At 50.6% G+C, this 22,597-nt stretch carries 24 protein-coding genes and 1 pseudogene; 9 read left to right on the top strand and 16 right to left on the bottom strand.

The annotated features are described in order from the left end of the window. Positions 1-650 precede the first annotated feature (650 nt). The 6 genes from ACEN2J_RS18200 (at position 651) to ACEN2J_RS18175 (ending at position 4,756) form a co-directional block, all read left to right on the top strand. Positions 651-1,337 (top strand): AAA family ATPase, encoded by a 687-nt coding sequence (locus ACEN2J_RS18200; RefSeq protein WP_442107808.1) that lies wholly within the window; start codon positions 651-653, stop codon positions 1,335-1,337. Position 1,338: 1 nt separating this feature from the next. Next, complete coding sequence (locus tag ACEN2J_RS18195; RefSeq protein WP_442107806.1) at positions 1,339-1,701, top strand: hypothetical protein; 363 nt, start codon at positions 1,339-1,341, stop codon at positions 1,699-1,701. 319 nt (positions 1,702-2,020) lie between these two features. After that, complete coding sequence (locus ACEN2J_RS18190) at positions 2,021-2,407, top strand: plasmid pRiA4b ORF-3 family protein (protein WP_442107804.1); 387 nt, start codon at positions 2,021-2,023, stop codon at positions 2,405-2,407. After that, positions 2,407-2,556: a hypothetical protein gene (locus ACEN2J_RS18185; RefSeq protein WP_442107802.1), complete on the top strand. Its 150-nt coding sequence runs from the start codon at positions 2,407-2,409 to the stop codon at positions 2,554-2,556. Before ACEN2J_RS18190 ends, ACEN2J_RS18185 begins: the two co-directional genes overlap by 1 nt. 220 nt (positions 2,557-2,776) lie before the next feature. Continuing rightward, positions 2,777-3,355, top strand: coding sequence for a recombinase family protein (locus ACEN2J_RS18180; RefSeq protein ID WP_442107800.1), 579 nt, complete (start codon positions 2,777-2,779; stop codon positions 3,353-3,355). 15 nt (positions 3,356-3,370) lie between these two features. Then, entirely contained in the window at positions 3,371-4,756 is a 1,386-nt protein-coding gene (locus ACEN2J_RS18175; RefSeq protein ID WP_442107798.1) for an ISKra4 family transposase, read from the top strand. 33 nt (positions 4,757-4,789) lie between these two features. On the opposite strand, the gene ACEN2J_RS18170 is transcribed toward ACEN2J_RS18175, so the two are convergent. Then, positions 4,790-5,077, bottom strand: a complete 288-nt coding sequence (locus ACEN2J_RS18170) for a hypothetical protein (protein WP_442107796.1) — start codon at positions 5,075-5,077, stop codon at positions 4,790-4,792. Next, a complete protein-coding gene (locus ACEN2J_RS18165; RefSeq protein WP_442107794.1) occupies positions 5,058-5,516 on the bottom strand; it encodes a type IV secretory system conjugative DNA transfer family protein in 459 nt (152 codons plus the stop codon). Before ACEN2J_RS18165 ends, ACEN2J_RS18170 begins: the two co-directional genes overlap by 20 nt. Before the next feature lie 149 nt (positions 5,517-5,665). Here ACEN2J_RS18165 and ACEN2J_RS18160 point away from each other — a divergent pair, with 149 nt between their 5' ends. Next, on the top strand, positions 5,666-7,042 hold the full coding sequence (locus ACEN2J_RS18160) for a hypothetical protein (RefSeq protein ID WP_442107793.1): 1,377 nt from the start codon (positions 5,666-5,668) through the stop codon (positions 7,040-7,042). 46 nt (positions 7,043-7,088) lie between these two features. Here ACEN2J_RS18160 and ACEN2J_RS18155 read toward each other — a convergent pair whose 3' ends face one another. Continuing rightward, positions 7,089-7,451, bottom strand: coding sequence for a transposase (locus ACEN2J_RS18155; RefSeq protein WP_442107791.1), 363 nt, complete (start codon positions 7,449-7,451; stop codon positions 7,089-7,091). A 45-nt stretch (positions 7,452-7,496) separates the two neighbouring features. Between ACEN2J_RS18155 and ACEN2J_RS18150 the strand changes: the two genes are divergently transcribed. Then, entirely contained in the window at positions 7,497-7,823 is a 327-nt protein-coding gene (locus tag ACEN2J_RS18150; protein ID WP_442107789.1) for a hypothetical protein, read from the top strand. A gap of 200 nt (positions 7,824-8,023) precedes the next feature. Next, positions 8,024-8,404 (top strand): hypothetical protein, encoded by a 381-nt coding sequence (locus ACEN2J_RS18145; protein ID WP_442107787.1) that lies wholly within the window; start codon positions 8,024-8,026, stop codon positions 8,402-8,404. A 429-nt stretch (positions 8,405-8,833) separates the two neighbouring features. On the opposite strand, the gene ACEN2J_RS18140 is transcribed toward ACEN2J_RS18145, so the two are convergent. From ACEN2J_RS18140 to ACEN2J_RS18080, 13 genes and pseudogenes are all read right to left on the bottom strand, one after another. Further along, positions 8,834-8,977 carry a hypothetical protein gene (locus ACEN2J_RS18140; protein ID WP_442107785.1) on the bottom strand — a complete coding sequence of 48 codons (144 nt, stop codon included), beginning with the start codon at positions 8,975-8,977 and terminating at the stop codon, positions 8,834-8,836. Positions 8,978-9,288: 311 nt separating this feature from the next. After that, entirely contained in the window at positions 9,289-10,701 is a 1,413-nt protein-coding gene (locus ACEN2J_RS18135; RefSeq protein WP_442107783.1) for a lipopolysaccharide biosynthesis protein, read from the bottom strand. Positions 10,702-10,724: 23 nt separating this feature from the next. Beyond that, entirely contained in the window at positions 10,725-11,783 is a 1,059-nt protein-coding gene (locus ACEN2J_RS18130; RefSeq protein ID WP_442107781.1) for a polysaccharide pyruvyl transferase family protein, read from the bottom strand. Positions 11,784-11,823: 40 nt separating this feature from the next. Next, positions 11,824-12,795, bottom strand: a complete 972-nt coding sequence (locus tag ACEN2J_RS18125; RefSeq protein ID WP_442107779.1) for a nitroreductase family protein — start codon at positions 12,793-12,795, stop codon at positions 11,824-11,826. Further along, complete coding sequence (locus ACEN2J_RS18120; RefSeq protein ID WP_442107777.1) at positions 12,792-14,123, bottom strand: glycosyltransferase family 4 protein; 1,332 nt, start codon at positions 14,121-14,123, stop codon at positions 12,792-12,794. Before ACEN2J_RS18120 ends, ACEN2J_RS18125 begins: the two co-directional genes overlap by 4 nt. Continuing rightward, positions 14,120-14,992: a glucose-1-phosphate thymidylyltransferase RfbA gene (gene rfbA / locus ACEN2J_RS18115; protein WP_442107775.1), complete on the bottom strand. Its 873-nt coding sequence runs from the start codon at positions 14,990-14,992 to the stop codon at positions 14,120-14,122. Before rfbA ends, ACEN2J_RS18120 begins: the two co-directional genes overlap by 4 nt. Then, entirely contained in the window at positions 14,989-15,840 is an 852-nt protein-coding gene (gene rfbD / locus ACEN2J_RS18110) for a dTDP-4-dehydrorhamnose reductase (protein ID WP_442107773.1), read from the bottom strand. The genes rfbA and rfbD overlap by 4 nt, the downstream gene beginning before the upstream one ends. Next, complete coding sequence (gene rfbB / locus ACEN2J_RS18105; RefSeq protein WP_442107771.1) at positions 15,837-16,886, bottom strand: dTDP-glucose 4,6-dehydratase; 1,050 nt, start codon at positions 16,884-16,886, stop codon at positions 15,837-15,839. The genes rfbD and rfbB overlap by 4 nt, the downstream gene beginning before the upstream one ends. Continuing rightward, on the bottom strand, positions 16,883-17,443 hold the full coding sequence (gene rfbC, locus ACEN2J_RS18100) for a dTDP-4-dehydrorhamnose 3,5-epimerase (protein WP_442107769.1): 561 nt from the start codon (positions 17,441-17,443) through the stop codon (positions 16,883-16,885). Before rfbC ends, rfbB begins: the two co-directional genes overlap by 4 nt. Positions 17,444-17,881: 438 nt before the next feature. Further along, positions 17,882-19,327, bottom strand: coding sequence for a mannose-1-phosphate guanylyltransferase/mannose-6-phosphate isomerase (locus tag ACEN2J_RS18095; protein WP_442107810.1), 1,446 nt, complete (start codon positions 19,325-19,327; stop codon positions 17,882-17,884). Between the two features lie 305 nt (positions 19,328-19,632). Further along, positions 19,633-20,739 carry a DUF1972 domain-containing protein gene (locus tag ACEN2J_RS18090; RefSeq protein WP_442107767.1) on the bottom strand — a complete coding sequence of 369 codons (1,107 nt, stop codon included), beginning with the start codon at positions 20,737-20,739 and terminating at the stop codon, positions 19,633-19,635. A 136-nt stretch (positions 20,740-20,875) separates the two neighbouring features. Continuing rightward, a complete protein-coding gene (locus tag ACEN2J_RS18085) occupies positions 20,876-22,042 on the bottom strand; it encodes a nucleotide sugar dehydrogenase (protein WP_442107765.1) in 1,167 nt (388 codons plus the stop codon). Positions 22,043-22,095: 53 nt separating this feature from the next. Then, positions 22,096-22,200: pseudogene (locus ACEN2J_RS18080) on the bottom strand (transposase domain-containing protein); the annotation flags it as partial. Positions 22,201-22,597: the final 397 nt, after the last annotated feature.

The raw sequence follows: 22,597 nt of genomic DNA, 5'->3' as shown, positions 1-22,597 counted from the left end.
ACCGGCGAATACAGATGGCAAAAAAGGTGATCAAACGGCCTTAGCGTAGGATTCTGCACTCTCCGGCATCAGACCCCTATGTGCATGGTGCCAAAGGATTGTGATCGAGCGGCGCGCATTGAGTGTCAGGGCCTGATGACCGGTAATCTGGATTAGTTCAGCCGGCTTCGTGGCCTGATCCCGCCGGGGCTTTAGGTCGAGGACTCGTAAATCTTTGATGTGCGGTTCTGTCATGATGAGACCGAGTATACAGCAGCACCTCTTAACTGTGAACAGATATCAAGAAATCTGTTCACAGTTCCCCGAAAACCTCATATTTGAGGGATTCCAGAGGTAAACCATTTCATAAAATATGTATAAATAACAACACCTTAATTTGGTGCGACGCCTAGCGTCCTTCTCTCCCCTAATTCCTCACTTTTACCCCTATATCTGCGGGCGGATGCGCTGTCTCAGCCGGTTACATCCTCTCGGTGAACAGCCAAGCTTCTGTTCGCATATTCCATAAAGTTAGCCGGATACTTCAACTTGTTATCTGATAGCTATCTAGTAGCTATCTAGTAGCTATCAGATAAAATAGATAGCCGTTAGCTATCTAGTAGCCTATGGTTTAAATCGAACGCCGCACTAAAAACTAAAAAGGGTTACTTATGCCGGTCATCGCCTTCGCCAACCCAAAAGGAGGAGCTGGGAAAACCACCTCAGCACTGCTGCTCGCCTCTGAATTAGCAAGCCGCGGAGCTACAGTCTCAATCTTAGACGCTGATCCAGAGAAGTGGATATCTCAATGGGGCGCACTCCCAGGCCGTCCCGCCAATGTTACGATCGTCAGCGATGTCACTGAGGACACTATCGTCGATCAGGTCGAGGTGGCTGCCGCCGAGGCCCAGTTTGTAGTGATCGATCTGGAGGGGACTGCAAGTCTAATGGTAGCGAACGCGATCGGTATGTCCGATCTCGTGATCATTCCAACGCAGGGATCTTCGATGGATGCGAAGGGGGCTGCGAAGACGATCCGGCTCATCCGTAATCAGGCCCGAATGGCGCGGCGGGATATTCCCCACGCTGTTCTCTTGACACGGACCAGCGCAGCTGTCGCCTCCCGCGCGATCCGGAACGTGCGGGAACAGCTCAATCAGGCCGGGATTCCTGTTTTCGAGACATCTATCGTAGAGCGTGCGGCCTACCGTGATATTCTTGATTACGGCGGGCTGCTGGCAGACCTTGACCGGGCTCAGGTTAGTAATGTCGACAAGGCCGTGGAGAACGCGAGGGCGTTCGCTGGCGAGGTGGTTGCGCGGCTTAAGGCTGCCCGAGCGTCAGCGGAGGTGAAGTGAAATGAGCCGCGACCGCGTAGACTTGGGGTTTGGAGATCAATTGGACGATCTTGACCTAAGCGAGTTCAAACCACGTCAGGCGCCAGCACCACGCCCGCCGTCGGAGGACACAAGCCGGGCGGCGGCGGAAGCAGGCTTCCGGAGCCGTGAGCCGAAGGTGGCCAAAAACCCTAGCGATGGGGCAGGGGGGGCTGCTTCGCAGCGTCGGCGGCGCACGGGCCGGAACGTCCAGTTTAACCTTAAGGTTAGGCAGGAGACTATGGACGCGTATTGTGCGCTGGCGGACAGGATGGGTTGGGGGCTTGGTGAGGCTTTGGAAAAGGCCGTTGAGCTCCTAGAAGAACGCTTTGGTCAGGTGGACTGAATGCTCTGATGAGAGATTGACTAAAGAACAGGGGGTGTCGAGGTTCTCATGCCGGACGAGGGTGCCCAATTTGAAGTCTTCCCGACCAATCTGTACCTGCGGCGGATCGATCCGTTCCGCAACATGCGTCGATTTTATCGACCCCACATGGGGCAGGGCCATGACATCATGTCAAACACGCACTACTGCAAAATATAGGGTTTTCGCGAACCATGTAGGCGAGCGCCAGCTGGAGAGTACCCCAAAGCGTGGGGTAATTGCGTTTTGATGGTGATGCTGGCAGAAATTTTGGATGCATTCTGCACCCAAAGCCGTCTAGTTGAAAATCCACCTTTTGGGGATCCGCCCGATGATCTGGCGATGCGTCTTGGTTTCCTCGGCCATCACCTTGCGTGAGTTGCATGGGGCCCTTCAAGTTGCGATGGGCTGGGACGGCATTCATCTGTTTCAGTTTGATATTCGCGTCGTCGACTATGGATCTTGGGAATTGCATGCAGCGCGTCCTGATGTTCCACTGAGCGGCTTCGGGTTTCGTCGGAATGACCGGTTTTTCTACACCTACGATATGGGATATTATTGGAAACACGAAATCCGAATTGAGGCTATATTGGATGCTGACCCCAAGAAGTCCTATCCAGTTTGTACCGGTGGCGCGGGGGGGGTGCGTGCCCACCTGAAGAATGCGGTGGGACCGAAGGTTATCTAGTGCGACGGGACGAGGCCAATGGCTATGAAACTTGGCAGGACCTTGAGGCTTTGGCATCCTTTTGCCAAGATCTGCTGGACTGCCATGACACGGGCCGCACGCTGGAGGACCTTGCTCTAGATGATCTGGAATACGTTGGGATCGCATGAAGGCTCGTGAGCCGTACCTGGACACCTCCTTCTCTCGGCGCGATGTGAACACCCAGCTTCGCAATGGGTACCATCGGGAACTTATGCACCAGCAGTTGATGTGACCTGTCCGGAAAGGAGCGGTTGCGGACAGGGCGTGGGATAGTGTTCAAAAATTATCTTGACGGGGTATAGGACAGGGGTAGAGTTACGGACACCTATTTCTTTACAGCGAGCCCACATGCCCAGAACATTTGCCTACGTCCGCGTTTCGACTCTTGAACAGGAGACGCTGAATCAGGTCATGGAGATCGAGGCAGCTGGGTTCAGCGTCGAACCACACCGTATCATCACCGAGACGATTTCTGGCTCACGTGCCATCGCGCAGCGCCCGGGTTTTGGCCGCCTGTTGGAAAAATTAGAACAAGGAGATGTTCTAATTGTTACCAAGCTCGACCGGCTCGGCCGTGATGCTATCGATGTATCCAGCACGGTGGCGCAGCTTGAGGAGCGCGGCATTCGTATTCACTGCCTAGCCCTTGGCGGGGTAGACCTGACCAGTTCCGCTGGGAAGCTGACGATGGGTGTGATCAACGCCGTCGCGCAGTTTGAGCGCGACCTTCTGATTGAGCGCACACAGGCAGGGCTGGCCCGCGCGAAATCTGAGGGAAAAACCTTGGGCCGTCCGCCCGCGCTGTCAGGCGAACGACAAGATCTTGTGCGTCAAAGGCTGGCCAATGGCGAGAGTGTCTCTGCCATCGCACGGGACATCAAAACCAGCAGGCAAACAATTATGAGGGCCCGCGCCGCGGCAGGGTAAGAGGGAACAGCAGAGATGGACATATCGGTCAAGATTGCAATCACCGCCCCAGATGGGGTGGTGCATGAGCATGAAATTGCAGCTTTTGAAAAGGGGTTCGAAAGCGCCGCTGAGATAGGGTTCTTCATTGAGGACAGCAACGCGCTGCTGTTGGATTTGCAGCAAGAAATCGTTGCCGCACAAACAGCGGCGTTCTGTGCCGACCATTCCACATGTCCGTGTTGCGCAGGGAGGCTTCGGCGCAAAGGCAGTAAGGCTATTCAATATCGAACCGTCTTTGGCGATATCACCATAGACAGTCCGCGCTTCTACCATTGCCGCTGCCATACCGGGCCGGTCCAAACGTTCAGCCCGCTGACAGAACTGCTCCCACACCATGTCGCGCCAGAAATGCTATGGCTGGAAACGAAGTGGGCGTCTTTGGTCTCATATGGCGTCACGGTAGATTTGCTCAAAGAGGTGCTGCCAATCGACAAACGACTAAACGCGGAAACGGTGCGCAGGCATTTGGGGCGTGTAGCAAGCCGGATGGAAGCTGAACTGGCGGACGAACGGTACAGCTTTGTCGAGACTAACACTTATGAACGGGACCGACTTCCCAATCCGGAAGGTCCGATCACGGTTGGCATTGATGGCGGATATGTTCGGTCACGCGAAACTGGCCAATCTCACTTTGAGGTCATGGGTTGCAAATCCATTCCTACAGATCGCCCGGATCGCTACCTTGGCCTTGTGCAAAGTCATGATGAAAAACCCAAGCGGCGATTAAATGAGATTCTGAAAGACCAGGGCTGGCAGGAAAACCAGCAGGTCACATTCATGACCGATGGCGGTGATACCGTCATCAATATTGCACGAGATATGGCCCCTGCCTCCGAGCACATCCTGGATTGGTTTCACATCACGATGCGGATCACCGTGATGCATCAGTATGTCAAAGGCCTTGCCCATCTGAGCCTGGATGAGGCCGAGGAAATGGCCAGGCGTCTTCGCCAGATCAAAGGATACTTATGGAATGGCAACCTGCATGATGGGCAGGTGATCATCGACGATCTGGTCATGGACCTCGATGACCTCGAAACGCAATACGCCAGCATCAAGGCCTTGCTAAAAGCGGCATCCGAATTTCAGACCTACATTGCAAACAGCGCCTGGATGATCCCAAATTACGCTGAACGACGGCGTTACGGCGAACGTGTTTCCACCGGCTTTGTAGAAAGCACCGTCAATACCGTCGTGGGAAAGCGTTTCTGCAAGCGTCAGCAGATGCGCTGGTCAAAGACAGGGGCTCACCTCATGCTGCAAACCCGCACGCGCACGCTGGATGACACCCTGCGCACAAAGCTCAAGCAATGGTATCCGTGGATGAAATCAGACGGAGAAATCAAAATGGCAACGTGATTACCCCACGCTTTGGTCTCTCTCGAGGTCAGATCATGCCGCAGGGCTGAGAACTGGAAGTCGGAACGCGCTGTGGCATGATCTGGGGGCTGTCGAGGAAATGGGTGTGGCGCTGCGCTGCGCCGAAGACATCGCCGATGCCGCTTCGCTGTCGGATTTGCCGAGGAAGCGGTTTGCAGCGCGTGTGATCAATCCCCCGGCGGCGGCACTGTCCCACATCAGCTCCAGAAGGGCGCGGAACTTTTCGGGCAGCAGGGTTAGATATTTCTGCACCGTGGCGAGGTTTTTGCGGTCCTGATCTTCATGCGCCACCGCAAACATGATCAGGACCGATAGCAGCGCTTTGGCCGTGTGGGTCCATCACTAGAGCTTCAGTCAATGAAGCGGCATCTTCGTCCAGATCGAGGCTGTTGGCGTCGAGCCGCCCGAGGGGATTGTAGGCAGAGCTGGGCCGGCTGGTGACGCCGAAGGGGGCGAGGATGTGAACCGCGCCGAACCGCTTGCGTGCTGCGCCCGCTATTTTCGCATTCTCGCCGTTTGGGTCGATCACCAGCACCGAGCGTTCCGCCGTCAGCAGGTTCGGGATCACCGTGCCAACGCCTTTGCTCGCCCGTGTCGGGGCCACAGTCACCAAATGCGCCGGGCCATCATAGTGCCTCAATTTGCCAAGGTGCGGCTTGCGACCGACCAATAGACCGCGCCACAGCCGTCCCAGCCATAGCTGCCGGACGTTATTCCAAGCGCCAGACGGCGCCTTCATAAAGCCAATCAGGCGCGGGGGTTTCGAAAGGGGATCCCCCCTTCGCCGGAAAGGACATAGTGATAAATGAGCCTAGCGCGATTTTCACTATGTCCTAGTAGGTTAGGACATACACATAATTGAAAAAGTTTGTCCAAAAGGCTTATCCAATGACCAGCGCCATCATGAAACCCGAGGACATCATAAAGTCCGACGAAGCAAAGGCCAATCCCCGCGCAGCTATGGCACGGGTAAAGCCCCGCAGATCCGGCGCATATTCAGGACAACGCAAACACGATCTGAGAAACGGCCCTCAACCTGCCTATGTCGACAAAGAGCTCTCCGAACTCAACACGGTGATCATCGAGTCCCCTAGGCCATCCGTCCTGCGTCAACTGTGCAATGAACGGCGCGGGCAAAGGACAACAGAACGAACCATGCGTTCAGATTCTGCTGTCGCCTTCATCGGAATCATCGCATTCGGAAAAGAGGCCCAGGCGCTGTTTCTGAAGCTGCCACCCGAAAAGCAGGATGCGGCATACCTCGCGACAGCCAGAGCCATTGCAGAGAAGATGGGCACGACATTGGAAGGTTTGGTATCACACAGGGACGAGACTGCACCGCATGCGCACTTTACATGCCCTGCCTACAACATGGGCGGCATCCCCCTCACATCGACAGTGAAGCGTGGGATGCTGCGTGACATCCAGACTATAACTGCCGAGGTGATGAGCCAGCATTGCGAAGGTATCGAACGGGGCAAATCGCGTGTCGCGCGCCTGCAAGCCGGCGCGGATTATGCGGATACTGTCAACAGATCCGTAAAGGAACTGCACGAGACCTTGCCAGCCGACATCGAAAAAAAGCAGGCCGAACTGGACGCATTGGTCGATCAACTCGCGACCGCCCAAGCCAGCTATGACGAGATGCAGGGGCGTGTTGCAAAACTGACGGAGAAAGCCGAGCTGAACGAAAAAGAAGAAAAGCGGCTGGGTATCTATGAAAAGCGGCTTGATGATCGGGATAAGGTTCTGAAGGACACCGAAAAGCGTCTTGCAGACCAACAGGCGACCTTCGACGCACAGCAAAAGGCAGCGAAAACGGATGCCGAACGTATACAGAAAGAAGAACAGATCAGGGCGGAGGGCGCACAAAAACGGACAGATGAAGAGACGCGAAAACTGGAAGAGGGCAAACGTCAGCTGAAAAAGGATAAGCAGCAACTCGAGACAGACCGCGCTGAATACAACGCCGCGGCGCACGCAGAGATCGCCCAGCTCACAAAGGACCAAGACAAACTGGACGAGGACCAGGCAGATCTCGAAGACCGCGAGACGAAATTTGCCGAGCGCGTGGGATTATTCATCGAGGTCAAAAACCGGCTGTATGGGCTGATCGGCAGAATTGGTAAGGCGCTGGGGCTGTCGGCCGCGAAAGACATCACGGACGCCCTTGATAAGATCGACAAGTTGCTCCCTGACTTGCCGGACCTTGAGGCTTCAAAGCCGGAAGCCAGTGATCGCGGAAGCGAAGGGCCGGGATTTTAGGTTGGGCCGAGGGCTAAATTTTTAACCCCGATTGCATCCATGCACATCAAAAAGAAATCCGTTGCGCCATGGCCCCCGGTTCAAGGCGGATCACCACTGCGCCAATGACAATCTCCGGCCGACCCATCGCGCCAGCCTCTTCACGCGACGCATCTTCAAACGGACCAACGATCAGCGACGCGAATTCCACAGGATCTTCCGGCGCTGGCCGCACCAGCCGACCGGTCCGCGCCAGCGTGCGCCATGAGGAAAGATGGTTCGCTGGCACACCATGCCGACGAGCCACAGCGTTCACGGTGGTGCCCGGTACCAGCGTGAACGCCACAATCCGCGCTTTCAAATCATCCGGCCATTTCCGGTTGCTGCGACCCCGGCCACCAACCGGGAGAACCTCCAATGTAGTCTCCATGGAGAAAATCCAATCCAACAATCAACAGGGTCCAATGAACCCATCATGATCACAGACGGAAGGTGGGAGGCAGGAAACGTTTACCCAAAACCTTACGCGCTTGCCGTGCCAATGGCGGTGGTTGCTGTCGGTATTATAATACTCGCGACATCAGATTCGTTTGTGCTATTGCTGTTGGCGGCGCCAGTTTTGGGTGTCGGCTCTGCCTTGTTTCACCCCGAGGCATCGCGTGTCTGTTGTATGGCTTCGGGTGGCAAGCTTGGCTTTGCGCAATCCAGTTTTCAGGTTGGTGGCAACACCGGAACAGCATTGGGGCCGCTTCCTGCTATAAGCTCCTCCAACCCTGCATTCAAACCCGCTTTATCTGTGTAGCACCCCGCGCGTAGGCAGGTTTTGTACTTTGGCACGAGACAAGGACGTGCTTGTAAATTATATTCAGTGGTGCGTTAGAACGACAAACTGATCGCGCACGCGTTCAGAGCCAACTTTGGAAAGTATGCGATATGAAATTCCGTTGCTTCGCCTGCCTAGGCCTCATCCTGCTGACAGCCTGCGGCACCTCTAAGAGCGATATGAAACTCTATCCAATTTACGGCCCAATCGCCGCGAGCGATCCGAAGATCGTCATAGATGTGACTGCGAAAAACAACGATATGGCTTCGGGCTCTATTTCCTTCCGCTTGCCGGGCAAGGTCAAATGCAATGGCACTTGGACGACCGTCGCCCCGCGCGAAATTTCACGCTCGCGCGGCGTGTCGCTGTCTATACGCGGCCCAAAAGGCGATATTGGCAATGCGACCAAAACCATCCCCGGCGTCAATAACGGGGAAATTTATGCCGTATGTTCTGATGGAACCAAAGTGCAGGGAACCTTCATCATCGGAAGCGGCACCATAAGCGGAACAGGGCGCGCCACTGACAGCAATGGGAATGGCTATAAGCTGCTGTTTTAAGCCAGCCCTTAAGGCCCCACAGTTACGGCGATTCGGTTGAACCCCATGTTGCACCTTTCGGAAAATCCACTCCGACAGGTGCGGCATCGGTCGTGTTTGGTTCGCATCAGGCCGTATCTTATGCAAAAAAGTCACATTCAGATTTGCAAATATATCTGGTGGCCCCCACAATCATAGCCTTCACACCAAAACATGCTACTTCGAAATAGCAACGAACGCCGCATGGCCCTTACCTGATTCAGGTCAAAATTACGCCTGATGACGTAGAAAGCTGGAAGCCCCCGCCCCGAACGCCTTGGCTGAGACGGAGGCCGGTTTCGCCGCGAAACCGATGCCCGATCAGATGGGCCTTTCGTATGCGCCGTCCCCGTCCCATTGATTTCAGCGGTTTCGTGACGCCGCTTTAGCGGCGAGTTTCGTTCTGAGCATTCAGAAGGAGACGATGATGGCGGATGGTGGGGACGGGTTTGTCGGCTGCATCCAGGTTGTGCAGCGGACGCGTGGATAGCCCCGATCCTCAACCTGCGCGACCGCATCGCGCTTGAACTCGTCTGTGAATTTAGCTCCGGACATATCGTCCTCCTTGCTTCCAAAATTACCAAGCAAGGTGTCTACAAATCTAGGGGCTATTCAAAGTGACCCCCCCGCCCGGCACCACAGTCATATGGCGTGGGTTTTCCAGATTGGCCGACCTTACCGAAGGCTTCATCGTTGCAAACGAGGGGAACCCCCCCATAAAAACTTGTGGGTAATTGAAAGATCAATCGGGCGCTTACGGTGGTCGTTATCCGCGGGAGCTTGAGATCAGGTCAAATCCCAAACGCGATTCTCCTGCCCGATGGCGGGTTTCCAAGATCAACACACCGTTTATGGATTAGCACGAGTTATGTTCGAGCACGGCGCCAGACGGTAGGAGCAAGAACTATAGCGGACAGTAATAAAAGTGCAGCACTTAGAATGAATGGTGTTGAATTAGCTGTTATTAAATAAAGTGCTGTCGAGGTGATCGCGCTGGCGGCCAGGCAAACTGTAATCGATGAGATATCTGTGACCTTTATTCCGTGTCGTAGCAAAAATAGGCTGCCACCGATACTTGTTATAAGAGCGGACAAGGTTAATGCAAATCCGGTTGCGAGCGACCCTAAAAGGGTTTGGAATGCCAATGTAAGTAAACAAAATAGCGCTGCACCCAAAAGAGATAGCATTAGAGCTATTTCTGCACGTCCTGACATTTTCAGCGCTACATCAATTCCACTAAAACAGGCTCGAGCAAAGAAAACGGGTAAAAGGACTATGAGAAAGGCGATAACGCTTAAATCTTTGCCCAAAAAGTGCTGAAGAAAAGGGAAAACTAAAACAATCAAGCCTGACAAAAGAAATACTGAGGCCATGATCCATACCTTCAGGTTGTGCAGGCCGTTGTTGAAAGCACTTATATTACCGTTTGATAAATATAACCCAGCTATTGGAGTGTATTTTCGAAGTAATATGAGTTGAACAAATGGAATAAGAAGTGAAATTCTTGCACATACCGCGTAGGCGCCGGAAGTTTCAGATGAAAATAGCGCTCCTACTATCATGAGATCGATGCCGTGGATCTGCTGTGATGCAAGCATTGTCATTGCATAAGTTCCAGCATATCGAATATCCCAGAAAGTGAATACATACCATTTATGGACCTTCGTGGCAATAATGGGGCCTGCAGCAAGCAGTGCTGGCAGGACTACCGACGCCCCAAACACCACACAGATCGAAAGTTTGCCAAGCCCTGCTACGAATACCAATGCTAGACCCGCAATTTGGATGAAGTTTGGTACGAAGTCGGCGATAAAAATCGAAAAATCTACCTTTGATCTTCCGTCAAATGAGCCCGATGAAATAGTAAGGACTGTAAGAAAAATTAGATAGGGGGTAAGGCCCGTAATCCAGTAGGCCATGCCCTGCTTATCAAATATGCCAGCTATAGTATCTGCAGAAAGTAAGAGTATTGAGCCGATCAGTGCTGATATGATGATCCCTACTGCGAGACTGGAGCGATGAATGCGTTCATTCAGCTCGACCTCTCCTCCGCTACGACTAACATGGTATATTATGAGAGTACTGAGGCCTGTTCCAATTGACAACGAAATTAGTCTGAAAGCCGCAAACACCACAATCATATCGCCAAAGGGCCCTGCCCCAAGAATTTTAGCTAATACAATGGTAATTAGGAATTGTGAGCCCACAGCAAAGCCGCGTGCCCCAAACGCTAAGATGACAGTCCGCATATACGGGTTTGCAGTAGTGGCCTTTTTCATTTTACATCAATTCCTAGCGGGCGTCAGCACAATGCTGACAAAAGGAACTGACGAGACATGTTAGCAGCTTCATCTATTCGCCCATAATCGATATCTGCGTCGATTTGGTCTATACTGATATCGTCAACAGACAGGACCGCACGGGCTTCTAGCCCTGCGGTCTTCAACAAAGTAAGAGCCCGAGCATTTTTTTCTGCCTCGCGATGAAGGAGATAGACAAATTTCTTTCTTAGGATAATGGAAAAAGCTAGACCGTGGAACGAATTAGCTATCACATATTCCGCGTCTAGTAATGTTCGCAACCATTTATTTGGTGTCGGTGGAATGAGACTTACATCAGCGCTATCTATAGGGTTGGATCCCAAATGGTAGAGGGGAAGAGCACACTTCTGTTTGAGCTTCCCAGCCTCAATTGCAAAGTTTGCTCTAGATATAGAACTACTTACTTCATAGCTAGCCACATATTTTTCTGTGATGGGTGGCTCATCTGCGACGAGATCAGTGTAACTCTGCAGTAAGAACGTGGGGTCTAATACTGTGATGGCGTCAGGGTACAAACCATTTTTTACCAAGTCTTGGCGCAGGTGATCCTCGCGAACACTGACCGCGTGGAAGTCACGTAGCTGGTCTTTTGCGACGCTACCACTAAGAATTTTACCACCAGCACTTGCGGCATAAGCGATTTTTCTCGCATCAGTTTTACCTGCCAGTAAAAAAGTCTTGTCCACACCATATCCGGTCAATGTCGGGTTCCAAATTTGGTCGCTACCGACGACTAAAGCTGAGGATGAATTAAAACGCGCGAAGTCATTCACGTTTTTCAGCCTGCTTTCACTTAAATGTAGATACTTCTTGCTAAATGCGCGGATATTGCGATGCATTCGAAATTTGTTGATGTTCCGAGACAACCCTTTATACGGCTTTAGTAAATCAACGTAATGGTATAGTGGGCGGTAATCTAAAATTTTGCTGCTGTAACCGGCTTGAATTAGAAACCGCTGGAGTGCATATGCCTGAAGTATAGCCCCGATATTGGGGACATCATGAAATGTTAGAGTGTATACAGATTTGATAGCATTCATTTTTTAGTTCTTTACTTTAACTTCTACGCGATGACGTGGATTATGTTGACCTTATACGAAGGGGTTTTAAAACTTCTTCAATTGGGCGGCGTTTCGAAGCGCATACATTCATTTCATGTTTTGGGTGGCCGAATGCAATCATAAGTATAATTGCCTCATTGTCCGGCATGTCAAAATGGTTTCTAAATCTTCTATCAGCATGTGGGTGTTGACTCCAATTCAGGCAACACGCGCCTAGCCCAAGCGCATGCAGAGCATGAATAATTGACATAGCTAAGATTCCGCCATCAATCCAATGTTGATACCGTTCATTGCCTGGCTTGAAAGCAAATTGATCAATGGTGCAAACAAGAAGGTTAGGGGCCAAATGCCCAAAGCCTTTGTTGCCGAACTGAAACCTCAATGCTTCAGACTTTAACTGCGGATCTGCGGTGTGATAAACTCCCCAAGGCTGCCTGTTACATGCTGATGGTGCCTTCATAGCAAGGCTTACAGCCCTCCTCACAGTAACATCGTCAACAGGCAGATTGTCAAATTCACGGAGCGTATAGCGTGACATAAAGAAGCTCTCTGGGTCTTTCATCCTTCCACGATGCAGGTCTTGCGCTGTGTATTTTAAAATCCCAGCACCAGTTTCGTTAATTTCAGGAAGTTCTAAAAGGCTTTCGCGAATCTTTTCAGCTTGTGGCTCGTTATAGTTTTCAGGATTGCTTGCAAACTTACTTAAAACTTCAATTCCGTATTTTTCGTGACAACCGACTTGATTGCTCCTGTATGCTATTTGTAAATTTCTGAGCAGCATTTTAGCATTTTCCCAACCGGATGAAGATTTTCGGTTTGGAAAACTCAAGCTTTTTTCAAGTGCATGATATATTTTTACAGTATCATATCCGCGTACATCTTTATTTGAAAATCGATCATTCCATGGTGCGTAACTAAAGTAACGCCAGAAGTCGTATAAGAAACCATGTGCTGCTTTTGTGAGGCGGCCGTATTTTCTTAAGCTATTCATCGCACGATCCTAAAACTTTTGCTTGTTCTTTTTTCGATGACCTCAGTGAGCCTATTCTTGTACGTTTCTTCGGTAAATGAGGTGAGATACCGGATTCTACCATTTTCTCCAAACTGTATACGTTCACTTTCGTTTACCACTAGGCGCTGTATGGCTAGACTTAGAGCGCAGACATCATTCGGTGTGAAAAACAGCCCTGTTTCCTCATGAACCGTTATCTCGAGCAAGCCCCCGTGTTGTGCCGATATTGTCGGCCGTGCGTGCGACATTGCTTCCGTAGCAACTAGCCCAAAAGGTTCCGGTGTTTTTGAAGGGATTATAACAATGTCACTCCAGCGATAGATTTCTGATGGGCTATCGACGAAACCTTCAATTTTTATACTGCACCTCAAGTTCAGTTGGTTGACCAATTCTTTAAGTTTAGTCATTTCAGGGCCTCCCTCGAACGCGTCTCCGACAAAGAGGACTTCAATTGCGCTAGCTATATCAATTGGTAAATTTGCAATCGCTTCCAGTAATAAATCCTGCCCTTTCCACCGGTTTACACGTCCTATCATCAATATACGAACGGGGTGCGAGCTCCCCTTTCTGGCCGCGAGGGAGCTGATCTTAGATGGCCCAGGAACTCCATTTAAGACTACATCTCCGTCAAGACGCATCCCCAGTTTTGTGGCCTGGGAGTTAAATAACATGAAAGCCCCTGATATACGCGCAATGGATCGAAGAACCGCTGTTACGTTATGAGAGGCAATCTCATGAATGTGTAGGAAGCCAGGATTAGAGGCAAAACGGCTGGCCAAAGAGTAGTCCAAGATGACAGAGGTGTTGATATAGTGGAAACGAGCCTTACGGATTCTAAGCCAAGCACGCGCAACTCGGAATGGTAATCTTAAGAGTGCATAAGTATTCCCTAGAAGACCATGAGATTTACGGATTACCCAGATGTTCTCGATTTCAACGTTAAAGTCTAAATCCAGCAGTGCGGCTGATAACCTCCCTTCCCGCGGGATGATAGCCACAATTTGTGCATCTTCGTACTTTTCCCTAAAGGCAATTAGGGTGCTTATGAACGTCCGATCAGAACCATAGAGTTCATATCCTTGATGGACACAGATGATCTCAGGCTTGTTCTCTTTTATTGCACTCTCATTTATTTTTGTGCTACTTTTCAGTGCAAGCAACGATTTTTTTGTTATTTCCCTACGTTTTTTAAGGTGTAAAAATTTAGAGATCAGTAACCTTATTGAAATAAGTCGTTCTTGAAAACTTGATTGTAACACAGCAATTTTCCGTGTGGCTATTTCGCGGAGAGGAAAAAATAAATTCAATTTAAACGCTCCATCAAATACTTGCCATAGTCTGTTTTTCTGAACATCTCAGCATGCTCACGCATTTTTACGTCGTCGATCCAGCCTCGGGTGTATGCGATTTCTTCGGGGCAACCTGATTGTAAACCTTGGCGTTTGTACAAGGTCCGAACAAAATTTCCTGCGTCTAACAGTGACCCATGAGTACCTGTATCCAGCCATGCATAGCCGCGTCCCATGCGCTCAACTGACAGTATGCCATCGTGCAAATAACTCTCTAAAAGAGTCACTATTTCCAATTCGCCACGATGAGAAGGCTTCACTTGTTTCGCGCGGCGGGGCGCATCGCCATCAAGGAAATACAACCCCGTCACCGCATATTTAGATGGCGGCACCTCAGGCTTTTCTAAGATCTCCTCAACCACGCCGTCGTCGTCGAACTTAACCACACCATAGCGCTCAGGGTCTGCAACATGATAACCAAACACAGTCCCACCAACAGTTTTTCTATCAGCGGCACCCAACATTTCTGGTAGGCCGTGGCCAAAGAAAATGTTGTCACCCAAAACCATAGCAGAGGGGGCGCCATCCAAAAAGTCTTCGGCCAAAATGTATGCTTGTGCCAGTCCTTCGGGCGCCGGCTGGGTGATGTAGGTGATACACAGGCCCCATTGCGACCCGTCGCCCAGCAGGCGCTTAAACTGATCCTGGTCTTGCGGTGTCGTAATTATCGCAATTTCACGAATACCGGCGAGCATCAATACAGACAACGGATAATAGATCATCGGTTTGTCATAGATAGGCATAAGCTGTTTTGAGACAGCCATGGTCAGTGGGTAAAGCCTTGTGCCTGAACCGCCAGCCAAGATGATACCTTTGCGCTGTGTCATTGGGACTCCTCCAGTTCTTGAATTGTAATGCGGACGGCATCCCGCCAATCAGGGCGGTCTATGCCAAAGGTGTCGGTCGTAGTGGTACAATCCATCCGGCTGTTCGCAGGGCGTTGGGCTGGCGTTGGATAGGCTGATGTGGAAATATCTTCTACGTCACACTTTAGGCCCGAGATTTCAAAAATCGCGCGCGCAAAATCGGCCCAGCTCACATCGGGTGCGCCAGAAAAATGATAGGTTCCTGCTTTATGTGGGTCTTTTTTGAGATGGTTTACCACAGCGACACATGCCACAGCGATGGCGCGGGCTGGCGTTGCGCCCCCCACTTGGTCAGCTACGATTTTTAGCTTGTCACGATCCGCGCCAAGGCGGAGCATCGACTTCAAGAAATTGTTTCCATGAGTGGAAAATACCCATGATGTGCGCAAAATTACATATGCTCCACCTGCTGCACGCACACCGTTTTCACCCGTCAATTTTGTGCGCCCGTAGGCCCCAAGCGGGGCTGTTGGGTGATCAGAGGCAAAAGGCGCATCGCCCGTGCCATCGAAGACATAATCGGTTGAAATGTGAACAAACGGAATATTCAGATCAGCGCAGGCTTGTGCCATTTTAGCTGGCGCCTCTCCATTGACCAAAGCGGCGGTGTCTTCGTCGTCTTCGGCTTTATCGACAGCGGTATAGGCCGCCGCATTGATCACAGCCTCAGGGCGGTGCTTTTCAATTTGAAGGGCGCAAGCTGCCGGGTCTGTCAAATTGGCCTGGTCACGGCTAAGGAATATCGCATCAGGCAAAAGTGCGTGCAATTCTGTCGCCACTTGGCCTGTTTTCCCAAAAACTAGAATCATTTAGGGACTCCCAAACGTTCGCCAACGCCCTGACGGTTTTGAAGCGCCCGCCACCAACTTTCGTTGGACAAATACCATTCAACCGTTTTTTCCAATCCCTCTGCGACTGTGACCGAAGGTCGCCAATTCAATTCATTTCTAATACGAGACGGGTCAATCGCGTAGCGGGCATCATGGCCAGGACGATCAGTCACAAACGTGATTTGGTCAGCGTATGTACCGCTGGGTTTAGGGCGTTTTTTATCCAAAATCGCGCAAATCGTTTGGACCAATTCCAGGTTTGTGCGCTCGTTTTCGCCCCCAATATTATAACTGCGCCCCAGCTCACCTTTTTCGATCACAAGCAAAAGCGCGTCCGCATGATCTTCGACATAAAGCCAATCGCGGATGTTTTCCCCGTTGCCGTAAATTGGCAAGGCCTTGCCTGCGAGGGCATTCAAAATGATAACAGGCACCAGTTTTTCAGGGAAATGGAATGGGCCATAATTGTTGGAGCAATTGGTCAAAACCACAGGCAGGCCGTAGGTTTCGTGCCATGCGCGCACCAAGTGGTCGGAACTGGCTTTCGACGCAGAATAGGGTGAGCGCGGATCATAAGGCGTGTATTCGGTGAACAGAACATCAGGATCGTCGGGCAAAGACCCAAAGACTTCATCTGTTGAAATGTGGTGAAAGCGGAATGTCTCTGGCTTGCCCGACGCAGCCCAATATTTGCGCGCCGCCTCCAACATATTAAACGTGCCTGTGATGTTGGTCTCAATAAAATCACCCGGCCCATCTATGGATCGATCAACGTGACTTTCAGCCGCCAAATGCATCACGACATCGGGTTTGTGTTTGGCAAAGACCGTGTCTAATCCGAAACGATCGCGAATATCTACCTGTTCAAACGCATATAGCGAACTCTCCGCGACTAAGGCCACGTTGTCTAAACAAGCCGCATAGGTAAGAGCGTCTACGTTCACCACTTCGTGTCCGCGTGACACCGCCAAACGCACCACCGCAGAACCGATAAAACCAGCCCCGCCTGTTACTAAAATCTTCATGTGTTTGCCCTTGTGAAAGGTGTCACAAAGTCTGTAAAGATCTGCGCCTTTGCGTCTTTGTCTGAAATCACGGGTGCGATGCCATTAAGCGGCCATTCAATGCCACAGCTGTCCCATCTCACAGCGCCATCGCATTCGGGCGCGTAGTGATCCGTGCATTTGTAAATAATTTCACTGTCAGCTTCGAGCGTCATAAAGCCATGCAAAAAACCAGCAGGAATCCAAAGCTGTTTACCGTTCTCAAAAGACAGTTCTTCGCCAACCCACTTACCGTAGGTTTGCGAGTCTTTACGAATATCTACGGCAACATCAAATATCATGCCGCGACCACAACGTACGAGCTTTCCCTGTGCATGGGGCGGGCTTTGAAAATGAAGTCCCCTTACAGTGCCAACTTCGCGTGACAGTGAATGGTTGTCTTGGACAAACTCAGGCAAATTCAGCCCAGCTGTCTCAAGTGCTTTTCTATTCCAGCTCTCAGAGAAAAAACCACGATGATCGCCAAAGCGAGGAGGATTAAGGCAATAGACATCAAGGAGTGGAGTTTTTGTAATCAATGTAGATCTCTCTTTTCACTTAAGGCTTCAACAGCTCATCTGGTCGAGAATTTCAATACTTTTATCTCATTTTGAGAACCTAGGCGGACTTTATGCAAACTTGGTGATACTCTAAGCAAAAATAGGTCAAAAATTTACCTTTTGTCACATTAGTGATCAGCGTGAATCATTTGTAATATTCGTTGTACCACGCGACAAAATTGGCAACACCCTCAGTGTACTGCTGTTTGGGGGCTGTATGAGGACGGTTCATCTTCAAGTAGACGGCCGCACACTAATGAACCAATAAAGCCGGCAGAACCGGTGACACGTGCTATAGGCATAGGGTGCCTCCTACAGCTAAAGCGCGTGCTGGCCTCACTGAAACCAGCGCATAAAATTAATAAATGGCGGTTCGATGAAACGATATAACCAAATTGAATGATGTCTAATAGCAGCCTAACCTTTGGCATCCTGCCCACGTGCATACATGTCTTCGTAGCGGATGATATCATCTTCACCGACGTACGACCCAGTTTGTACTTCAATCAAGACCATTGGCACTTTGCCAGGGTTTTCCAAACGGTGAACACAGCCCAGTGGCAGGTAGACAGATTGGTTTTCCGTTACGAGACGCACCTCGTCATCTATTGTAACCCGCGCAGTCCCTTCGACCACGATCCAATGCTCTGAACGGTGGAAGTGGCTTTGCAAAGACAGAGATGCGCTCGGGTGAACATGGATGCGCTTCACTTGGAATCGGCTGCCCACAACAAGGCTTTCGAACCAGCCCCAAGGGCGGTGATCTTTCGGGAACGTCGTAGCTTGTGTAGACCCTTTGGCTTTAAGCGCCGCGACAGCTTTTTTTACGTCTTGCGCCCGCGACATATCTGCCACCAGTACCGCGTCATTCATTGCGATGGCCATTATGTTTTTCAGGCCAATTCCAACAATTTCCAGATTGTCACTGTCAGACCGCAAAAGGCTGTTTTCGCACTCAATCGCAGTTGCATCGCCAAAAGTCACAACGCCGGCTTCATCGGGGCCAAGTTCACGCCAAATCGCATCCCAACCACCAAGATCAGACCACCCCCCCTCAAACGGTACAACGGCCAAATTGGCGGCATTCTCCATCACAGCGTAGTCGATCGAAATGTCCTTGGCTTGCGCCCAAGCTGTTGGGTCGAGGCGCAGAAATCCAAGATCTGACCTTGCATCGATCACGGAAGATGTCACTGGCGCCATCAAATAGGGTGCATATTTTTCAAAGGCCGCGATTATGTCTTTGGTTTTGAAAAGGAAAATGCCTGCATTCCACATGAATGTGCCCGCGTCGTACATTTCCTTTGCCCGCGCTTCGTCTGGTTTTTCAAGGAACTGCTTTAAATCAACAGCCCTCCCAGAGTGGTCTGGTAGTTCTGCCAACTCAAGATACCCATAAGCGGTTTCAGCGTGAGTGGGCTTGATCCCAAACGTCACCAGCTTGCCATCATCAATTGCTACAAGCCCTTTTGACACAGCAGCATGAAACGCGGCAATGTCTGGCACAACGTGATCTGAGGGCGCAACAAGCATGACCGCCTCGGGGTCAGATGCCATCAAATGCACCGCTGCCGCCAAAATAGCAGGGGCAGTATTACGGCTTTCCGGCTCGATCAGAATAGCTCCCGGATCAAGGCCAATTTCAGCCAATTGTTCTGTCACGATAAAGCGAAAATCAGACCCCGTTAAAACCATAGGCGCAGCAAAGTTCAACCCGTCGAGCGTACCATTCAACCGTTTTACTGAAGCCTGAAAGAGAGTTTCCTTACCAACAAGGCGCGAGAATTGTTTCGGGTAACTCCTACGAGACAAAGGCCAAAGGCGCGTGCCAGACCCGCCGCACAAAATAACTGGAATAATCATACTCAAACTATAGTCCTTTATTTGCCTTTTATGAACCGCCCACAGTTTGCCGGAGGCCCTGAGGCTGATTACTTCATGTCATGCAACCATACCCGCCGTGCAGTGGATGCTTCTGAACCCACTTGTTTAGCGTCGAAAGCCCAACCCCTAAATCGGAGGCCGCTTGTGGCCTTGTCAGTCAACCGGCTGTTGCGATGCGCACGGCATCACTCGTCCGTGTATCTCGTTGCCATTCCTTATCCGCTTCATAGCAAACATTGCTCGAAAGAGACCGTAATTAAACCGCTACAAGATCATTCCACGGCTCACTTTTGCATAGAAATTAACAGCTCACGTTTTAACACATCCTCATAAGCACCTAAAATTTGATGCCACTGAAATGTTTCTTGATGGCGTCTTCTGGCGGCTTGTTGCGCAACCAATAAAGCATTTTCGGCTCTACAGATTGTTTGCATTTGGAGCGCTGCTCCAGCCGCATTAGAAAAGTAAAACTGGTCTGCACCAGCTGTCCAGCGATTAAATCTGTTGTCATGCGCCAACACCGCATTCCCAGCCCCCAGTGCTTCCACTAGTGACGGATTTGTTCCTCCAACCTGGTGTCCATGAAGATAAGCTCTCGCATGAAAACGTAGGGCTTGAACTATGCTAGGGTCATAAATTGCCCCGGGGAATACAACACTCTCACCGCCCGCAGCTTTTACTACATTATGATAATCGTTCTCGATGTCAAACTTTCCAAGAATAACAGCTTTGAAGCCTGCTGGTAGAGATGCAGCCCCTTGCACAAGCTCAAGGATAGAGTTTTCAGGCTCGATGCGCGCAATTGACACAAGATATTTACCAGATTCAACTCCGTATTTGGCAAGGCAAGCAGGGTTAGCTTGAGTGATTGCATCGCTGCCATAAGGGATCATAATAGGTGCCTTAAAACTCCGCGCTTGAACGTGCTTGGCTATCTCTGGATGATCAGCAATCGCAACATGCGCCAAGTTAGCCCCAATCAATTCGTTCATGAAAAACCAAACTTTTGCAGCCCCCCCCCACTTGGATCGCTTCCATTCAATACCATCCATGTTCATTATAATGCGGCGACGTTTAAGGCGTTCTAGTACGCAAAAAACAGCCGTATTATACCCAAGCACAAGATCAACTCCAGGCTGTGTCAACACATGCTTCACACACTTCAGATCGAATTCCATCGTGCCAAGAGGGCCATTTCGCTTGGCTTGGAAGTGTGTCCGCCCCACACCCTCCCACATGTCTTGTACGCCGTCCTGGAAGCTGCCGTTAGAGTCTTGGCAATAAACATTCACAGTCCAGCCCTTTGTCACAAGGTAACGAGATAGATAATCAGCAAACGTTTCAAAACCACCATGCGCAGCAGGCACACCGCGCGTTCCAATAATATTCAAATGCACCCTGCAACCTCATTCATAGCTTTTACTTTATTAAACGTATCTCCAAACTGCGCGCGGTTACGCGTAAACACATGGAGGTAAAGCGTTTGCTGTTATTGCTTCAATTTAGAATTCACCGTAAGAACTTAAATCAATCTGCCCCAAATAAATCTCGAGTAAATATCTTATCGGCAGTATCCGCAATGTCATCTGTAACGCGGTTAGCTACGATCACGTCTGCCTCGGCTTTGAAAGCTGCCAGATCGTTCACAACGCGCGAGCCGAAGAAACTATTTTCTTTCATTACAGGTTCATACACGATAACTTCGATGCCCTTGGCTTTGATCCGTTTCATGATGCCTTGAATAGACGATTGGCGGAAGTTGTAAGAGCCCGTCTTCATTACCAATCTATATATACCCACGATCTTGGGTTTGCGCGCGATGATTTGATCCGCGAGAAAGTCCTTGCGGGTACGATTGGCATCAACGATGGCGCGTATTAAATTTTGCGGCACTTCGGAATAGTTAGCTAATAACTGCTTGCTGTCTTTTGGTAAACAATAGCCGCCATAACCAAAACTTGGATTGTTATAATGCCCTCCAATGCGGGGATCCAAACCAATACCGTCAATGATCTGCTTGCTGTCCATGCCTCTAGCCAATGCATAACTGTCGAGCTCATTAAAGAACGCCACCCGCATCGCCAGATACGTATTGGCAAACAGTTTAATCGCCTCGGCTTCATCGGCATCTGTGAATAGAATATCAACGTCTTTCTTGATCGCGCACTGTAGCAGTAAATTAGCAAAAACCGTTGCGCGCTCAGAGCGCTCACCAACGATAATCCGTGAAGGATACAGGTTGTCATAAAGAGCGCGGCCCTCGCGCAAAAACTCAGGACTAAAAATCACTTGGCAGGTGTTGCATTCCGCCCTAATTCGGGAAATGAAGCCCACGGGCACCGTGGACTTGACTACAATTGTTGCTTTAGAATTAACCGAAAGCACTAGCCGGATCACCTGCTCAACCGAAGACGTATCAAAGTAATTTCTGTCCACATCGTAGTTTGTCGGAGCGGCGACAATGACAAAATCCGCATCCTTATAAGCCACAGCCCCATCCAGAGTTGCCGTTAAATTAAGAGGTTGATTGGCTAGGAACTCCTCAAGTTCACGATCCACAATAGGGCTTTGGCGTGCGTTGAGCATACGGACCCGTTCCGGCGAAATATCCACCGCAACAACATCATTGTGCTGCGCCAAAAGAACAGCATTCGATAGCCCAACATAACCAATTCCAGCAACTGCGATTTTCATAATTTATCCCTCAACATACGCATATGCGGTGTCATGCCTGTTTGTCAAAGTACTCATGGCATGAGTTCATTGATGCGGGCGGCCGGGTGGCCAGTCGCGATGGCTTCGAGCGTTGCTTTGAGATATGCATATGGCTCGGTGTTGTTGAGCTTGCAGGTGTGTGATCATATGACTTCGTTCAAGATCGAACACATGACGGGCGGGTCTTCCGCACGCTTAACATCACTGATGCGCTGCCCAGAAGGCTTGTGCGCAGCACACGCCAAGAGGGAGTTTACGAAGGAGGCCCTAGCAATCAAAGTCAAACGCAGGCTCAATTCAACGGATGTGGTCGATGCTTTCCTTCTCGTTGATTGCACAGCAATCAACTGACAAGCAACGGACCGATCTCTTCATCCTACGAGGCCCACCGCGCTTTCAAATCATCCGGCCATTTCCGGTTGCGGCGACCCCGGCCACCAACCGAGAGAACCTCCAATGTAGTCTCCATGGAGAAAATCCAATCCAACAATCAACAGGGTCCAATGAACCCATCATGATCACAGACGGAAGGTG

Source organism: Pseudorhodobacter sp. W20_MBD10_FR17 (assembly GCF_052119765.1).
In the GTDB taxonomy this organism is placed as follows: Bacteria; Pseudomonadota; Alphaproteobacteria; order Rhodobacterales; family Rhodobacteraceae; genus Pseudorhodobacter.
The sequence above is the reverse complement of the archived record's forward strand: the minus strand, read 5'-3'. Positions and strand labels throughout refer to the sequence as shown.

Excerpts from the sequence above, each read along its gene's own strand:
- ACEN2J_RS18200 (WP_442107808.1), top strand. The coding sequence starts at position 651 with ATGCCGGTCATCGCCTTCGCCAACCCAAAAGGAGGAGCTGGGAAAACC.
- ACEN2J_RS18195 (WP_442107806.1), top strand. The coding sequence starts at position 1,339 with ATGAGCCGCGACCGCGTAGACTTGGGGTTTGGAGATCAATTGGACGAT.
- ACEN2J_RS18180 (WP_442107800.1), top strand. The coding sequence starts at position 2,777 with ATGCCCAGAACATTTGCCTACGTCCGCGTTTCGACTCTTGAACAGGAG.
- ACEN2J_RS18175 (WP_442107798.1), top strand. The coding sequence starts at position 3,371 with ATGGACATATCGGTCAAGATTGCAATCACCGCCCCAGATGGGGTGGTG.
- ACEN2J_RS18170 (WP_442107796.1), bottom strand. The coding sequence starts at position 5,077 with ATGTTTGCGGTGGCGCATGAAGATCAGGACCGCAAAAACCTCGCCACG.
- ACEN2J_RS18165 (WP_442107794.1), bottom strand. The coding sequence starts at position 5,516 with ATGAAGGCGCCGTCTGGCGCTTGGAATAACGTCCGGCAGCTATGGCTG.
- ACEN2J_RS18160 (WP_442107793.1), top strand. The coding sequence starts at position 5,666 with ATGACCAGCGCCATCATGAAACCCGAGGACATCATAAAGTCCGACGAA.
- ACEN2J_RS18155 (WP_442107791.1), bottom strand. The coding sequence starts at position 7,451 with ATGGAGACTACATTGGAGGTTCTCCCGGTTGGTGGCCGGGGTCGCAGC.
- ACEN2J_RS18150 (WP_442107789.1), top strand. The coding sequence starts at position 7,497 with ATGATCACAGACGGAAGGTGGGAGGCAGGAAACGTTTACCCAAAACCT.
- ACEN2J_RS18145 (WP_442107787.1), top strand. The coding sequence starts at position 8,024 with ATGAAACTCTATCCAATTTACGGCCCAATCGCCGCGAGCGATCCGAAG.
- ACEN2J_RS18140 (WP_442107785.1), bottom strand. The coding sequence starts at position 8,977 with ATGTCCGGAGCTAAATTCACAGACGAGTTCAAGCGCGATGCGGTCGCG.
- ACEN2J_RS18135 (WP_442107783.1), bottom strand. The coding sequence starts at position 10,701 with ATGAAAAAGGCCACTACTGCAAACCCGTATATGCGGACTGTCATCTTA.
- ACEN2J_RS18130 (WP_442107781.1), bottom strand. The coding sequence starts at position 11,783 with ATGAATGCTATCAAATCTGTATACACTCTAACATTTCATGATGTCCCC.
- ACEN2J_RS18125 (WP_442107779.1), bottom strand. The coding sequence starts at position 12,795 with ATGAATAGCTTAAGAAAATACGGCCGCCTCACAAAAGCAGCACATGGT.
- rfbA (WP_442107775.1), bottom strand. The coding sequence starts at position 14,992 with ATGACACAGCGCAAAGGTATCATCTTGGCTGGCGGTTCAGGCACAAGG.
- rfbD (WP_442107773.1), bottom strand. The coding sequence starts at position 15,840 with ATGATTCTAGTTTTTGGGAAAACAGGCCAAGTGGCGACAGAATTGCAC.
- rfbB (WP_442107771.1), bottom strand. The coding sequence starts at position 16,886 with ATGAAGATTTTAGTAACAGGCGGGGCTGGTTTTATCGGTTCTGCGGTG.
- ACEN2J_RS18095 (WP_442107810.1), bottom strand. The coding sequence starts at position 19,327 with ATGATTATTCCAGTTATTTTGTGCGGCGGGTCTGGCACGCGCCTTTGG.
- ACEN2J_RS18085 (WP_442107765.1), bottom strand. The coding sequence starts at position 22,042 with ATGAAAATCGCAGTTGCTGGAATTGGTTATGTTGGGCTATCGAATGCT.